This is a genomic window from Legionella geestiana (genome assembly GCF_004571195.1).
GTDB lineage: Bacteria > Pseudomonadota > Gammaproteobacteria > Legionellales > Legionellaceae > Legionella_B > Legionella_B geestiana.
This window is the reverse complement of the sequence record NZ_CP038271.1, coordinates 2165001-2181424: the sequence shown is the minus strand read 5'-3', so window position 1 is coordinate 2181424 and position 16424 is coordinate 2165001. Positions and strand designations below refer to the sequence as shown.

Sequence of the window (16424 nt, the reverse complement as noted above, 5' to 3'; positions counted from 1 at the left end):
CTGTGCAACAGGACATTTTTTCCGCGCCGGGGGATTCACGTGTATTTTTGTACCGTGACCAGGCTGAATCGTTCCATGCGTCGGCTCCGTGCCTCATCCCGCATAGGTCCCCGCCCTTCCATGTGCCGGCACGGGGCCAACTCCAGCATGAGCTCTGGGAAGACAACGATTTTTTGTCCCGCACACAGATGGGATTGCATAAAACAGGCTGATGAATTAGACATTTTCTATTCTTACCGACAAGGTTCCTGAGGTATCAGATGAAGCCTGTGCGCACCTTATGCTACCATCCGTCCTTTTCCCATCGGGATACAATCATGGCCAAGGTCTATTTTTATTATGCCGCAATGAATGCCGGCAAGAGTACCGTGCTCTTACAGTCAAGCTACAATTATCGCGAACGGGGCATGCACACCCTGCTCTTCACACCCGCCATAGACACCCGGTTTCAGGCCGGAAGCGTGCATTCTCGCATCGGTCTAAGTGAGACAGCCTTGATTTTTGATGCGAACGACAATCTCTTGAAGATGACCGAGGAACACACGCCAAAGCCTGCCTGTGTGTTGATAGATGAAGCACAGTTCATGACCCGCGCCCAAGTCGAGCAGCTCACCGACATTGCTGATTTTCTCAATATTCCGGTGCTTGCTTACGGGCTTCGCACCGATTTTCGCGGCGAACTCTTTGAAGGCAGCCAGCGCCTACTGGCACTTGCCGATGAATTGGTTGAACTTAAAACCATCTGTCATTGCGGGCGTAAGGCAAGCATGATTTTGCGCCTTGATAGAGAAGGCAATGTGTTGTCTGAAGGTGAGCAGGTAGTCATTGGTGGCAACAGCATGTATGTCTCAACCTGCCGCCGGCATTTTCGCCTGCGTGAACCTGGCGCACTCAAGACTGAACCTGCTTTATACGATAGAGACAAAAAATCTACATATTGACTGCATTTGCCCTAAGATGTACAATATGATTTTTTTTAGGGCATTATGTATGGCATGGTTAGTTTTAGATCTGGACTTGACCGTCCTCGCTGCACAGCGTGATGAATCTAAGGTTGATACCACTTTTCATACCCTGTCTCACCCGGATACGGTAGTGGTTTGTGACCGCTCTTATGAGGTTAAGCTTATCAATGCGGACAAACTGGTAAAACTTATTAACCATGCCTGTGACCACCACGAGGGGGTCATCTTTCTGACAGCAGGCGCATGGAATGAAGAGGACCTTCTTGATTATCTCTATTTTGCCCTGGATGGCCTGAGTGCCAAAGCATATGAAGCGCTTGTTAATGCGCCCGTTTTGAATGCGTTAAATGCGATGCGGCTTCATCCTGAACGGGACTTCAACGGCGTACGTCATTTAGCGAAAAACATCCGCCTCGATGCGTGGCTCAAGCGTTCTGGACAAACCCTCTGCTCGCTTGATTCCCGCTTTGTAGTTGTGGATGACCACCCGCGGCATACGGATTCTTTCAGGGGTCATACGCATGTTACGGCCATTCACGCCACGACCTGTACCAGTGACATCGAAGAACTCGGCATTGAAAAACCTCTCGCATTCTACGATGAAGCCATGCAGGCACTTTCGATGAGCGCGAAAATGGAACAAGACGCCCTTCAAGCCTCACCAGCCAAAAAAGCAACATCCGCACAAGCAACATTGGCGCAATCACTCTTTTTCAGGCTTACGGAATTAAAGGATGCTGAAGACAACTGTGCGTCATCATCGGTACCGGATAGTCATCCAAAATTGTGGTAATGGCTTTTTAGACCGCCGAGGACTCTGTTACACTGATTACAGTTAACCGACAGATTATCCCATGCGCGAGCGAGAAACCGTTTTTTCCAATTTCGGGCGTTCCGTTTGTTCGCGCGCCACCCATGTGCGCCCGCAAAGTACCGACGAAATCCCGAATATCCTGGCGCAGGCGGCGCATAACGGGCTGCTTGCACGCGGTCGCGGGGCATCCTATGGCGACAGCGCGGTTAATGACGGCGGGCTTATAGCCGAGACCGGTCGTCTCGATCACCTCCTCGCATTTAATGCAGAAACCGGTGTTCTTGAATGTGAGGCCGGCACACCACTTCGCGATCTCTTCCTTGTCGATGCAGCCTTTATCCCCCCCGTACTTCCAGGCACCCTTCAGGCCACGGTCGGAGGCGCGATTGCTCATGATGTGCACGGTAAAAATAATCCCCATACCGCGAGCTTTGGGCATCATATCGCCTGGATTGACCTGCAGACGCGCGCGGGACTAATGCGGATTCATGACCAAAAAGACCCGGAACTCTTTGCAGCCACCATCGGCGGCCTTGGTCTTACCGGCATTATTCAACGTGCAGGCCTGCGCCTTTTACAAAAACCGCGTACGCTTTCAGTCAGTACAGAAGCGTTTGACTCACTGCATGCACTTCTCGCCTGCATGCGCACGAGGAGCAGTGCAACCGATTACCAGGTCGCCTGGATAAACGGCTTTAACCCTCGAGAGCTCCTCTATACGTGCGCCGATTATGTCGATGGTGTCGGTGCACCAGAACCGCGCCAGCTGACTTTGCCCCTACTGCCAATGCGCCTTACCTATGCGCCGCTCTTACGTGCGTTTAACGCGCTCTATTTTAGAACGGCGGCATACCCGGCAAAAATCATGGATATTCGCCACTTTAATAATCCCCTCGACCGGCTGCGACACTGGAACCGGCTCTATGGCAAAGAAGGCCCGTGGCAATGCCAGTGGCGCATTGATGAAAACCTTGCCGAACAGACCATTGAGCGGGTTTTAGCCATTAGTGCGGACGCCGGAACCATACCTGCCCTGATGGTGCTTAAATATTTCTCAAATCCCGGTAAGGGCCTGCTGTCTTTTGTCAAACCAGGCTTCAGCCTCGCCATGGATTTTGCCCCGGGCCCGGCAGCAAAACGCGCCATTCACGCCATTCACAGCCTGATTACAGGGTTTGGCGGAAGCGTATATCTTGCCAAGGATTTATTTTTGACTAAAGAAGACTTTGACTGCATGTATCCCGAAGCTCAGCGTTTTAAACAACTGCTTGAAGCCTGTCAAAGCCCGATGCGCTCAAATCTTGGCCGCCGTCTTGGACTGGTGCCATGAAAGAAAATTTATGGATAGTGGTCGGGGCAACTTCAGCGATTGCAGAAGCATTTGCCCGCATGACTGCGGCAGAGGGCGCGCCCCTGCTGCTGGTCGCTCGGAACATCGAAAGGTTAAAGGTGCTTCAGGCGGATATTAGACTGCGCTATAAAACCCCCTGCGATATTCTGACATGCGACCTCGCGAAAGACAGCACTCCACTCCTTTACGCCATAGAAAATCTGCCAGGCGAAGTGTTTCTCTTTCTCGCGCAGGGCCTTGTGCTCGATAATAACGCGCTTGATAAACACACTATCGACAACATGCTTGCCGTCAACAGTGCATCGGTCATCCACAGTGTACATACCTGCCTTCAGCGCGCTCAAAACACTCAGCAGATTGTGTTTTTAAGTTCTGTCGCAGGTATGCGCGGGCGCGCCAGAAACAGTCTCTATGGCGGCACTAAAAGTGCCGTTGAAGTCTATCTTCAGGGGCTTCAGCAGGAGAGCGTTAAAAACCGGCACATTACCATCGCACGCCTCGGTTTTATTGATACTCAAAACACCTTTGGCCTCAAGGGGGCCGCACTCGCGATTTCTCCGAAACGCGCAGCACGCGCATGCCTGGATGCTTTACGGCGCAAGAAACGAATGGTTTATATTCCGTTTTTCTGGCGAATTATCATGGGCGTCATCGTACGGCTCCCCTTTGGGATATTTCAACGCTTGCGGCAACTATGAAAATAATGAGGGAGACAGCGTCACCATGAAGGCACTCTGGCTGAAATTTAAAGCTTTTTATAATGCTTCCGCTGAAAATCGCATAAACTTTTACAATTTTCTGGCGTTTATTGTTATACCCGTTATCGGGATGAGTCTTTTATATATTTTTGTACGGATATTTTGGCTGTAATCACGCGTCCTTGAGCTTCCATCGCCGATGCAGCCACATCCATTGTTCAGGGTGGGCAAGGATAATGCGTTCAAGTGCTTCGTTGTAAATACGGGTATTCTGGTAAATGGCGTCTTTTGCGTCCGGATAATCCTGCCAGTACAGGGGTTCATGAAATTCGAGCACATGTCGACCATCCGGTAATCGATAACCGCTGGCGGGCACCACTGGTACACCGGTGTGGCGCGCAAACATCGCAAGGCTTCGGTACGTGCCGGCCTTACGACCAAAAAATTCAACAGCCACGCCATCACGATTTTCAACAGACGCGTGCTGATCCATCACGAAAATTACGGCATGATTCTCTGCAAGAGCATCCTGTACTTTTGCCAGGGAATGCGATTTTGGAATTACCTGTAATCCCGCCTGGTAGTAACGACGAAAGAGAATCCGCTCAATCCAGCGTGCACCTAACGTGCGCCGTATAAAATGAAACTGACCGCGAAACTGCTCAAAGTTTAAAATGCCACCGAGGGGCGCAAATTCCCAGTTGCCTACATGTCCCGTCAATACCAGAACACCGCGTCCTTCAGCTGCAACTGCAAGCATCCGCTCATGTCCACGAACCTCTACCCGTGCACGCAGGGCTTTTTCACTGATAAAGCGCAGCAGCACCATTTCACGAAGGGAAGTGGCCATGTGCGAATAAAATGCTTTAGCGAGCTGCACTTTTTGGGTGTGAGTCAGGGAATCGCCATAGACCTGATGAATGTTTTGCATCACAATGCGCCGGCGCCAGGGCAGGCAATGATAGAGAAACCGCCCGGCAACGGTAGTTCGCATGCGTGTAAAGTCTGGCAATGAATTATTCACAAGCCCTCAGCACCGTGCAAACGTTCATTCCCCCAAAGCCGCGGTTAATCACGAGCGCGCAACGCGGCCCCTCCAGCGGTCTCTCGGCAGCACTGATATTAATTGGCGCGCCGCTGTTTTGGGTAAAGCCCGCAACCCCGGGAATCACTCCTGCGTTTAAGGCTTCTGCAGCGAGCACCGCGTCGAGCAGCCCGGATGCGGCAACAGTATGCCCCATCGACCATTTGAAAGCGGTTACCGGGATATCACCCAGAACGTTATACACTGCCGCGGCTTCACTGTCATCGGACAAAGGGTTGCCATTCCCATGGGCTACCACAAGCCCAATATCAGCGGCTGTCAGTCCAAGACCTTCCAGCGTGTTTTCAAGCAATCCGGTCAGCGATTCACCGTCTGGCTGCAAGGCAAAAAGTCCGCCGGCTTCCGTGGCGGAAAAGCCACCCATCACTTCACCAAGGCACGCTGCATCTCGCGCCCTGACACTTTCCTCACTTTCCAGCACAAATGCACATGCACCTTCTGCGAGTACCGTGCCATCGTGGCTTGCATCAAAAGGACGGACGCCTGTCGCACTCAAAACCCCAAGACGCTCATAATAAAAAAGTGCCTGTGGTTCAATCGCTACATCATAAGCCACAACCACAATCCGTTCAGCCTGCCCTGCTCGAATGGCATGCGCCGCTTCAATCAAAGCCTGCGCGCCACCAGTCGCATGGTTGCTGATATTGTGATTCGGCCCTTTTAAACCATACGCAATGCCGGTATAGGCAAGCACATTATTCGGCAGGATTCGAAGCAGCCACATGGGGTGCACTTCTTCAAAAAGCTGCTCGGCAAACGGATGCAAATTACCTTCTGTTTTCGCAATAAGCGGGAGAAAATCATATTGCTGATAGTATTTATTACCAGGCGACCCTACGTAGACCCCAGAGGCATCGTCAAATTCGCGTGTGCACTCGAGCGAAGCACGCCACTGTGGCAGGCCCGAGTGCTCCAGCGCCTGCATGGCGGCATTAATGCCAAACACGTCCTGGCGGGAAATGGCTTTCATCAGTTTTTTATCCGGCAGGAGAGCGGCTGGCTTGTCCACGCGAATTTCCCCGCCAAGCCGATTGGGCCAGGTGCTAATCTCAAAAGACTCAATGGGTGCAAGACCAGAACGTCCTTCGAGCAGGGCATTCCACGTATCATTCAGGGTCGTACCGGTCGCAGTTATCGCGCCGGCACCGGTGATAAACACTTTTTTGTCAGTATTCATGCCTCATTCTCCCGCACATGCGGATGCGCAAAAACCAGCGCACTGTTAGAACCGCCAAATCCAAAGGAATTTGACATCACGACCCGCACAGGTTGTTCCCGCACCCCTTCCACAACGTAATCCAAATCACACTCAGGATCGGGAGTAGTACGGTTTTTAGTTTGCGGAATACGTCCATGGTGTATGGCAAGCGTTGATACAACGGCTTCCAGCGCGCCGGCTGCAGCAATCAGGTGCCCGGTCTGGCTCTTTGTGGAACTGACAGGAACCATAGGAGCGCGTTCACCAAAAACGACTTTGATGGCATTGGTTTCGCTGAGGTCATTCATACGCGTTGAGGTGCCATGCGCATTGATGTAATCCACTGTTGTTGCCCGCAAACCCGCATCCCGCAGCGCGCCTTCCATCGCCTGAATGGCACCATCTCCATTCGGGTGTGAATCGGTGATGCGGTAAGCGCTCAGAGAATTTCCTTCTCCTGCCAGTTCCGCATAAATTCGCGCTCCTCGGGCCTCAGCCCGCTCGTAGGCTTCGAGAATAAGAAACGCGGCCCCCTCTCCCAGCACAAAACCACTGCGGGTCGCATCAAAAGGACGGCTGGCTGTTTCTGGAGCGTCGTTCACCTTTGAGAGCGCTCCAAGGAGACAAAAGCTTGAAAGACCAAGGGGGCTTATCATGGAATCGAAGCCGCCGGCCAGCATGAAGTCCGCCTCACCACGGCGAATCACCTGAAGCGCAAGCCCCAGTGCCTGACCGCCTGAAGCACAGGCGGTATGCACCGAGCTTGCATAACCACGGATACCAAACTGCTGCGCCAGCACGGAAAGTCCCGCGTTGGACGTAGTTTTGCCAAAATCCGGCATGTGGTAAAAATCATCCGCATGTTCCTGCAGCAGCGCCCAGTCCACTTCGCCAACAGGCGCCGCAATTTTTTGAAATCTGTGCAGATAATCGTATTCTGCCGTCATCATGCCACTGCCGGCCACGACCCCCCAGCGTTCGGCATTCGTCGCATTCGGGCGAACGCCGGCATCTTCAAAGGCCTCGTGCGCCGCCTGCAGTGCATAATGCGCAAAATGCGGCGCATGGCGTAAGGCCTTGCCGTTAAGCGAGGGATGAAGGGAAAAATTTTTGACTTCGGCTGCAATGCGGGTGGGAAACGCGCGCGCATCAAACTGCGCAATTTCCGCGATACCCGATTTGCCGCCCATAAGGCTCGACCAGAATGTTTCCACATTGTTGCCAAGCGGAGAAACCACGCCAAGCCCGGTAATTGCTACACGCCGTTTGTTCATCTCAGCCACCCGTTGCTGAAAAACGCATCTCACACACACAAACCCGCCTGCCATCGAGATCACTGCGAAGGACAAGCACCTGTTCATCCGAACCGCAAGCCTTCTGCCGTACATGCACAAGCAGGGTGCTTCCGGGTTCCACAAAGGCATTCATTTTAATTTTGCGCACTTCCTGCAAGCGATACCCCTGCAAGGCATTTCGGGCGAGAAATTCCCGCGCCAGATTGCTCATGCACTCAATCAGCACTGTCATCGGCAATACCGGTTTGCGTGGAAAATGATCGGCAAACCAGGGGGCATCGGGCGCGACAAACAGACGGCCAGTCAGCCCTTCACCAGACGTTTCAGAGGTGATTTTGTCACAGCATAACAGACGTTCGTTGATGGGAGACAAACAGCGTAAGTCGTGGTCCGGCGTTGTTTGAAAGAGTGCGTCAAACTGAGCGCGAACCGTTGTACTGTCAATAAAAGACTCCATCGGCAGCAACGGCCCGAGCGCTCCCTCAACCCGCAATACTTCACGTCCCTCCACCGTTGCGACACTGTGGTAGGATACCGCCTTTTCATCGAGCTCATCGATAAAAGACTCGAGGGTGAGGGTTTCCCCCGGACGCGCTGCCCCGGAAAAAATCACCGATGAGACAACACCGGCAACCGGACGGCTCGCAAAATCAAGGGAATGCATGACATTCCATGCAGCAAGCTGTCCCAGCGTTTCACCGACCAGAGAGGGCACAAAACACAGCTCCCCCTGCGCATCCTTACACAGATAAAATTCATCCTGCTTAATGGTCCGCTCGCCTCGAACATAGTGTCGCGGCTCAAACGCTGTAATGCGGTCTACAAAAAGGAATCGCATCAGGCAAGTGCTTCTGAAGTCCGGTTTTCAGCAGTCGCTGCAACTATCAGTTTGCAGAAGGTTTCGACCGTAAAGAGCATTGGAATTTCATTAACCTTCATGTTCGCCTTAAAATGCTCTGCAGGCACTTCACACAGGTAGTTTTTCAATGCTTCCATGCCTTTAGGCGTAAGAATACCGGCTGTTTCAAATTCATCTTCAGCGAGTGCACCACGGGCATTTTTCTCAAGCTGACCGCGAGGAATTTTAATGCCAAAGGCTTTTTCAAGCTGAAAGACGAGATCAAGAAAATCAATGGACTCTGCGCCCAGGTCCGCAATCAGGCGGCTTTGCAGGCTGACTTCGTCTTCATCAATCACGAGTACATCGGCAATAATCTCACGAACTTTTGGGTATACGCTCTCAACGTTCATTGCAGTCCTCAAAACGCAAACAATAAAGGTTTGCATTCTATCACACTTTGCTGAGACTGGGATATGTGTGTGACGGATTCTCACGCCGGCCCTTTTACGGAAGATGAGGAGCATGGGACTTGTGCTTCGCGAGCCTGCAGAGGTATATCGTTAATGTGTCGTTTAACACTTTCAACCAGTGCCTTCACGCGAGCCTCTGGTGACTCCCCCCTTGTATCCTCAAGCACTGCACGAAAAGCATTGGCAATAGCCTTACTGCAATAGATATCTTTGTCAACCTCTGGCTTTAGAATCGAAACATACGCCCGATATTCTCTTGCCTCGAATGCTAACGCAAACGCTTCAAGCAGCTGCGTAAACCCCAGCCTGTTTCGCTCAAGGGTCGCGGACTTTTTTGATTTCCAGAAGCCTGTTGGGTGTTTTCGATGATGGGGGGATTTCTCCATCGATTCACAGAGCAGAGCCTTTAGAGAAATACGGTCGAATATTTTGTCTTTTCCCTCTTTCAGCGCCTGCACAAGCTCCGCCTTAGACGCCTGATTCTCAAGCATCACGGTTTCAATGCGCCTTAGGATGGGACGCAGACTATTGATGCCTTCCTGCAGTGCAGGCAATAACGTTTCAGCGGCCAAACCCTCTCTCAGGTGAGCGACCATCCATTGCAGGGCATTATCTACCGGCTTTGAAGCATCAAAAGTCTGCGGAAATTCACCGGTTAAAACAAGAAGACGACTCAGCAGAAGATTTTCACGCAACACTTTTGCCTGCTCAGTAATTACTTCAAGATGTTGCTTGTCAAGAAGCCCCATGAACGTATGTCCATGCTCCCTGAACCGCTCAAATTCATTAGGGCCAGTCATACTGCCAGACATGACCATGGCGGCGCGAATCGCTTCCTGAAAATACGTAAAAACCAACCTTCGAGTGGGTTTATCGGGTTCTTTTTCCTGCATCCATTTACCGTATAGTGCATTAAGCGGCCCATCAAACAGAAACTGCAGCCCCTCCATCAGCGCGCGTTTAAACGGACTGAGGCGCAGATTATTCTGACACATGCCCACACAATGCATGGCATTGATACTGAAGAGGGTCGAGGGAATAAGCGGCCCCTGCTCCGAGCGCGGATTAATGCATTTTTCCTCAAAAGGCCCCAGATATTCGAGTGTGTCTCGACGTAGAGCTTCATCCGACTCACACAACGATTTAGCCGTAATCGAGAGATATTCCCGCCGTGGCAACGCTGCATCTTTAGCCTTGAGAGGCACAATAAGTGCCGCTACCATCTCACTGGTAAGGCCTGATGCAGTTGTCGCGACCGGTTTTTTTTTCACACGCACGCCTATTGTTTTCTGAGACTGTGTACGATGAAGACGGCGACTTCTGTGCCGTTCAACCGCCACCGGCGTTGCGACATCCGATGAGGAGGAGGGAGAGGGTGGTGTTTTTTTTTCAGCTCTGACCAGACGCAAGCGCCCGGAATCAGAACCATTGCCCTTCGGGCTGCGATGATGCGAGCGGTCTGAGTGTGGGCGTCGCGATGATGCACCTCCATCACTGTTACTTCTAGTAGAGTCCGGAGGCGGGTTCTGCGAGGTCGACAACGATGAAAGCGAAGGAATATCCGGAAGTCTGACACGCGGTGCCGACTGATGCACGACCTCTAAATTACTTGATACCATCCGGTAGGTTTGACTGAACTCATTAACATTACCGATGATGGCATTCTCATTTGAAATCGTAATACCTGTGTATTCTCGAAGAGTATCCTGCAACACCGAAGGAATAGACCTGCCCCCCCACTCCAGACTCGCTGTGTTCGTATCCGGGTTATGTGCCCAGTAAAGCTTCATGCCACTCCAGGTGACGCCATCAAAGGTAACTCTTTCCATTGATACCCCTCCGAATCCCCACATTCAACCACATATTTTCGACAGAAAGGTATGAGCGCTTATTTATACCGAGCCAGAAGCCGACATTCGGGCAGGATGTATCTCGCCCCCATGAGCAGATTCATAACATCGGGCTGCAACACCATCACGCGCTTCAATCAGCCAGTTGTCTTCTGTATCGTTAAACTTTTGTAATGCAGCATCCAGTTCCTGCCAGAGCGTCTTCGAAGGATTACCAGGTATCGACTCAAAAAATGCGCCTTGCTGTACTGCGGCCGTTTGCCCACCAGCCGTTTCGAACAGGTGGTATTTTACGTTCGAAAAAAGACCCTCATACTTTTGGGATGAACCAATTTTTTTTAAAAATTGAAGCACTTCATTTTGCTGTTCCGCAAGAAGGCCTGTCAACCAGTCTCTGAAACAAACGTTCACCTTAAGCCGCCAGGAAGCGTCTGTATCTGCGCCAGCTTTGCAAATCTTCTCTATCTGATGCAAAATGCCTCGAACCAAATCCTTCATGCCTGAACCATCAGTTTTGTTCCAGCGCAGTAACCCAAGATACAACAGCTCCGGTTCAAACCAGTACATGCACGGCTCAAAGAGTTGCTCGTCAAGAATGCTCTTAATCCATTTGATGGTTATCTCAGAACGCAAAAAACTACTGATTGGATTAGCCTCATTGTATTTTTTGTGCAAAAACTCCATGACCTCCTGGTAGCAGCGGCGCGTACATAGAGTGTCGATGCCAGTAATAACACCTTCAATTTTTTTTAAGACAAAAACGCCGGTTCCAGTAAGCCTGTTTTTTCGCCCTAAAAACTCGTGCTCCTCAAGACTCCAGCCGGAAAATGGCGTGGTCAGCAATGATAATGCCAGAATAAGAATGCGCCGCATCGCCTTATCCTGCTCAATATGATATTCCTGATAGACTTTTTTTACAGAGTGCAGTCGCATGTTTCCAAGCCAGGACTTGTCATTAATTTCAGGCTTAAAAATGTGCTCCGCATTGTAATCGAGGATTAACTGAATAATAAACTTGCTGCAAAGCGCCATGCAATGATCAGTTTTAATCTCGTTATAAACTATCTTGAATGTTTTTGTCTGTAATGAACCGTTTCTGTTAAACAAGGTAATGGTCTGCGCATTCAATGCATCCTGCTCCTGCGGATGAATGCTCGCGAAAAACGCATCAAACTCCGTTATCGCCAGCTGACAGCACTCCATCTCATGGGCCGTATAGTTGACTCCAAGCTGCAATCCATGCTCATAAAAAATGCGGTCAGCAAGCTCACCGAGCTTCATAACAACCTGCTTACTGACAGCAGGGTCCTGCTCAATGACATTCCTGAAAAAATAATTTCTATGAACTTCAGCTGAATTTTTTACCCTTGCAATTTCGCAAGGTGTCAACGGGCGGGGTCGCTCATTACCACTGCAGTCAAAATAAACACCATTTATCTGGTGATATTGTTCACAGGATGGCAGATGAATGAGGTGTGTCTCGTCCTCGGAAAGAATATATTCAGAGAGCGGATGCTCTATAACAGGCAGCATGGTAACAGGTTCTACATCCTGATTCAGTTTTGGGTAAAATAAGCGATAATAGTTGCTGTCAACGATACCGGCCTGCGCCAGCGCCTGCGCGAGCCTCACCCATAAGTCTACTGTTCTATCCTGGTAACCTGCATGCTCATGCGTTAAAACAGTATTCTTTCGTATGGCATAAACCTCTTTAAACTTCTCTGCAAGCTGGGTTTTATCCCATGCATCAGAGGCCATCATCGCCATCTGCGACTCTAATTCCTTAACAAGAGGTGCTTTTTCCGCCAGACGGTGCAAAAGAGATAAAATACTGGCCATAGTTCCCTCAGCCTCAGACGAGATGTCTTGAGATGATGAGGGGCGCGAGAGATTCGTTCTACGGCAAACAGACACAGCATGTTCGCCAAGCATTCTCAATGCATCTGCATGCAGCGGCGCGGTAACATCAACACAGTCAACCAGCAGCTCAATCATGTATGTCCACGGGCGTGCGGGGGCAGGCTGACCATATAAACAGTTGACATCAATATGCGGCTTTGTGGTCAGCATACGCGACCACTCAGGCAGAATACTTTCAACCCCTGCAATGTCATTTTCAAGAAAAGCCTGGCAGAGTGGTTCCATCATAATGTCTGGAGCCCGTCCAACCTTATGCCATTGCCCCACATAGGCACGAATCAGCATTTCCCAAAAATTATCATAGCGGTTACCACGAGCACTAAAGTCGATACCAAATGCCTTCTTGGTGCGCAAGCGTCTCAACTCATTCAGCGAGAGTGCCCGTGTACGTTTAAAATCGTGACAGCAATGTGTTGAAAATTCGTGACCTTTACCAGCATTCTCCAGCAAGGCTTTCGCAGAATAGATGTAACGTGTGTCTTCGCCGAGGTAGAGCGTGGTTATGTCCTGCTCAGATAAGAGCTCCAGATTGACAGGATCTCGCACATTTTGCGTCGATGGCATTAATACACGCACCCAGGAGCACCCCGGACTGCTCAGGGATTTTGCAAGTTCAACCCAACAGTGGCTTTTATCGCTGCTGACAACCAGGTAATCATCGTGTGTATCACGAATCATGTCCCATATTTCACCCATTACCTGTTTCAAAAAAACCAGGTCGTCAGGGCATATTGGCATATCTGCACGTACCTCTGGAAAGCGACCTCGTATTTTTGTTAAAAAATAATTTTCGTGTTGCTCCAGGGGGGCGTGTTCCTCCTTATTTCTAAGGGTATTGATCAAAACCAGCAGCCGCTCAGACACCATGCTCGCTCCGCCTACCATGTTACTGGAGGAGCAGTTTACGCCATTGTGCAAAATTATACGACTGTTCTGCGGGTAAAATCCCTAAAACGGTACAAAATCTCGGTAAATGATAAAAGGTTCGGGTATTGGAATAGCCGAACACCCAAACGCATGTGCCAGATGTTAAGGTCTGAGCATCAGAGCGTAGCATCCTGCTTTGTTTTTATGGAACTGCGTTATAGATGCGCCGAAACATCGTAATGAAATGGACACATTTTTTTGTCTTTAAGTTATTGTTTTTAAATAGAATAATTTAGGATTGGCTGATAAGCCCAAGGATGGTTGCATGAAATGATATCCGATGCCGGGCTTCGCTACGCTCAACCCAGCCTACCGAAAAACCCATTAAATACAATGTTTTACCTGAAACCGGTAACTGCCTTAAGTTTTTGGCACAAGGCAGTTGCTACCTGTAAAAGGTTGCTTTATCAATAAAATGACGTAGCCTGCGCTGATAAGCGCGGGATAGGATGCACGAAAAAAACATCCGGTCTTTGGGGATACCCGATGCCGGGCTTCGCTACGCTCAACCCAGCCTACCGAAAAGCCCATTAAATACAATGTTTTACCTGAAAACGGTAACTGCCTTGAGTTTTTGGCACAAGACAGTTGCTACCTGTAAACGGTTGTTTTATCGATAAAATGTCGTAGCCTGCGCTGATAAGCGCGGGATAGGATGCACGAAAAAAACATCCGGCATTTGGGGATACCCGATGCCGGACTTCGCGGTACTCAACCCAGTCTACCGAAAAGCCCATTAAATACAATGTTTTACCTGAAAACGATAACTGCCTTGAGTTTTTGGCACAAGACAGTTGCTACCTGTAAACGGTTGTTTTATCGATAAAATGTCGTAGCCTGCGCTGATAAGCGCGGGATAGGATGCGCGAAAAAAACATCCGGCCTTTGGGGATACCCGATGCCGGACTTCGCGGTACTCAACCCAGCTTACCGAAAAGCCCATTAAATACAATGTTTTACCTGAAAACGATAACTGCCTTGAGTTTTTGGCTCAAGACAGTTGCTACGTGTAAAAGGTTGCTTTATCAATAAAATGACGTAGCCTGCGCTGATAAGCGCGGGATAGGATGCACGAAAAAAACATCCGGACTTTGGGGATACCCGATGCCGGGCTTCGCTACGCTCAACCCAGCCTACCGATAAGTCATTGTTTTATTTATAAAATGCCGTAGCCTGCGCTGATAAGCGCGGGAAGGATGCGCGAAAAAAACATCCGGCCTTTGGGGATACCCGATGCCGGACTTCGCGGTACTCAACCCAGCCTACCGAAAAGCCATTAAATACAATGTTTTATTTGATGGAAAATTAAAGGGCAAAAAAAAAAGCACCCACATGGGGTGCTTCTTTCGTATAAAACCCTGGCGATGACCTACTTTCACATGAGGAGACCTCACACTATCATCGGCGCTGGACCGTTTCACTTCTGAGTTCGGGATGGGATCAGGTGGGGCCGGACCGCTATGGTCGCCAGGAAAACTCTTCTGCCGTACACACGGCAGTGGCAAAGATTGAGATACACGTTTCAGAGTTACCTGAAGTCTCTCAGGTTATATGGTCAAGACAATCAGCCAATTAGTACGAGTCAGCTTCACGCATTACTGCGCTTCCACACCTCGCCTATCAACGTCGTAGTCTTCAACGGGCTTCATGGGAAAACTCATCTTGAGGGAGGCTTCCCGCTTAGATGCTTTCAGCGGTTATCCCGTCCGAACTTAGCTACCCGGCAATGCCACTGGCGTGACAACCGGTACACCAGAGGTTCGTCCACTCCGGTCCTCTCGTACTAGGAGCAGCTCCTCTCAATTTTCCTACGCCCACGGCAGATAGGGACCGAACTGTCTCACGACGTTCTAAACCCAGCTCGCGTACCACTTTAAATGGCGAACAGCCATACCCTTGGGACCTGCTTCAGCCCCAGGATGTGATGAGCCGACATCGAGGTGCCAAACACCGCCGTCGATATGAACTCTTGGGCGGTATCAGCCTGTTATCCCCGGAGTACCTTTTATCCGTTGAGCGATGGCCCTTCCATTCAGAACCACCGGATCACTAAGACCAACTTTCGTTCCTGCTCGACCTGTCGGTCTCGCAGTCAAGCACCCTTTTGCCTTTACACTCATGGTACGATGTCCGACCGTACCGAGGGTACCTTTGTGCTCCTCCGTTACTCTTTGGGAGGAGACCGCCCCAGTCAAACTACCCACCATACACTGTCCTCAGCCCGGATTACGGGCCTAAGTTAGAACCTCAATAATTACAGGGTGGTATTTCAAGGATGGCTCCATACGAACTGGCGTCCGTACTTCTTAGCCTCCCACCTATCCTGCACAGTAATCATCAAAGTCCAGTGCAAAGCTATAGTAAAGGTTCACGGGGTCTTTCCGTCTAGCCGCGGGTACACTGCATCTTCACAGCGATTTCAATTTCACTGAGTCTCGGGTGGAGACAGTGTGGCCATCGTTACGCCATTCGTGCAGGTCGGAACTTACCCGACAAGGAATTTCGCTACCTTAGGACCGTTATAGTTACGGCCGCCGTTTACCGGGGCTTCGATCAAGAGCTTCTCCGAAGATAACCCCATCAATTAACCTTCCGGCACCGGGCAGGCGTCACACCCTATACGTCATCTTACGATTTTGCAGAGTGCTGTGTTTTTAATAAACAGTCGCAGCCACCTGGTCTCTGCGGCCCTTCCCAGCTCCATACGTTCATACTTCACCAGAAAGGGCGTACCTTCTCCCGAAGTTACGGTACCATTTTGCCTAGTTCCTTCACCCGAGTTCTCTCATGCGCCTTGGTATACTCTACCCGTCCACCTGTGTCGGTTTGCGGTACGGTTCCGTACAAGCTGGAGCTTAGAGGCTTTTCCTGGAAGCGTGGCATCAATGACTTCTCTGTGCCTAAGCCAGAACCACTCGCACCTCAGCGGTAGCGGGTAAACGGATTTGCCAATCTACCCCGCCTGCATGCAAGTACCGGGACAACCAACG

General features: G+C 50.4%; 11 protein-coding genes and 2 rRNA genes (1 of these 13 only partly in view). 4 read left to right on the top strand and 9 right to left on the bottom strand.

The features are described from left to right. Positions 1 to 317 precede the first annotated feature (317 nt). The 4 genes from E4T54_RS09780 (at position 318) to E4T54_RS09765 (ending at position 3828) form a co-directional block, all read left to right on the top strand. Complete coding sequence (locus E4T54_RS09780) at positions 318 to 941, top strand: thymidine kinase (RefSeq protein WP_028386827.1); 624 nt, start codon at positions 318 to 320, stop codon at positions 939 to 941. A 49-nt stretch (positions 942 to 990) separates the two neighbouring features. Continuing rightward, on the top strand, positions 991 to 1758 hold the full coding sequence (locus E4T54_RS09775; protein WP_028386828.1) for a hypothetical protein: 768 nt from the start codon (positions 991 to 993) through the stop codon (positions 1756 to 1758). A gap of 61 nt (positions 1759 to 1819) precedes the next feature. After that, the gene (locus E4T54_RS09770; RefSeq protein WP_028386829.1) at positions 1820 to 3109 is read left to right on the top strand and encodes an FAD-binding oxidoreductase; all 1290 of its coding nucleotides are present in this window, start codon (positions 1820 to 1822) and stop codon (positions 3107 to 3109) included. Beyond that, positions 3106 to 3828 (top strand): SDR family NAD(P)-dependent oxidoreductase, encoded by a 723-nt coding sequence (locus E4T54_RS09765; RefSeq protein WP_028386830.1) that lies wholly within the window; start codon positions 3106 to 3108, stop codon positions 3826 to 3828. Before E4T54_RS09770 ends, E4T54_RS09765 begins: the two co-directional genes overlap by 4 nt. Before the next feature lie 172 nt (positions 3829 to 4000). Here the strand turns inward: E4T54_RS09765 and E4T54_RS09760 are convergent, their stop codons facing one another. From E4T54_RS09760 to E4T54_RS09720, 9 genes are all read right to left on the bottom strand, one after another. Beyond that, the gene (locus tag E4T54_RS09760) at positions 4001 to 4822 is read right to left on the bottom strand and encodes a lysophospholipid acyltransferase family protein (RefSeq protein WP_028386831.1); all 822 of its coding nucleotides are present in this window, start codon (positions 4820 to 4822) and stop codon (positions 4001 to 4003) included. A gap of 22 nt (positions 4823 to 4844) precedes the next feature. After that, entirely contained in the window at positions 4845 to 6110 is a 1266-nt protein-coding gene (locus E4T54_RS09755) for a beta-ketoacyl-[acyl-carrier-protein] synthase family protein (protein WP_028386832.1), read from the bottom strand. After that, positions 6107 to 7405 carry a beta-ketoacyl-[acyl-carrier-protein] synthase family protein gene (locus tag E4T54_RS09750; protein WP_028386833.1) on the bottom strand — a complete coding sequence of 433 codons (1299 nt, stop codon included), beginning with the start codon at positions 7403 to 7405 and terminating at the stop codon, positions 6107 to 6109. The genes E4T54_RS09755 and E4T54_RS09750 overlap by 4 nt, the downstream gene beginning before the upstream one ends. A gap of 1 nt (position 7406) precedes the next feature. Next, positions 7407 to 8264 (bottom strand): ApeI family dehydratase, encoded by an 858-nt coding sequence (locus E4T54_RS09745; protein WP_028386834.1) that lies wholly within the window; start codon positions 8262 to 8264, stop codon positions 7407 to 7409. Then, entirely contained in the window at positions 8264 to 8677 is a 414-nt protein-coding gene (locus tag E4T54_RS09740) for an acyl carrier protein (protein ID WP_028386835.1), read from the bottom strand. The genes E4T54_RS09745 and E4T54_RS09740 overlap by 1 nt, the downstream gene beginning before the upstream one ends. A gap of 80 nt (positions 8678 to 8757) precedes the next feature. Beyond that, positions 8758 to 10566: a hypothetical protein gene (locus E4T54_RS09735; protein WP_028386836.1), complete on the bottom strand. Its 1809-nt coding sequence runs from the start codon at positions 10564 to 10566 to the stop codon at positions 8758 to 8760. A gap of 63 nt (positions 10567 to 10629) precedes the next feature. Then, positions 10630 to 13203, bottom strand: coding sequence for a hypothetical protein (locus tag E4T54_RS09730; RefSeq protein ID WP_131793765.1), 2574 nt, complete (start codon positions 13201 to 13203; stop codon positions 10630 to 10632). A gap of 1587 nt (positions 13204 to 14790) precedes the next feature. Continuing rightward, a 5S ribosomal RNA gene (gene rrf, locus E4T54_RS09725) occupies positions 14791 to 14906 on the bottom strand. Between the two features lie 79 nt (positions 14907 to 14985). Beyond that, positions 14986 to 16424, bottom strand: a 23S ribosomal RNA gene (locus tag E4T54_RS09720) (it continues 1450 nt past the right edge of the window).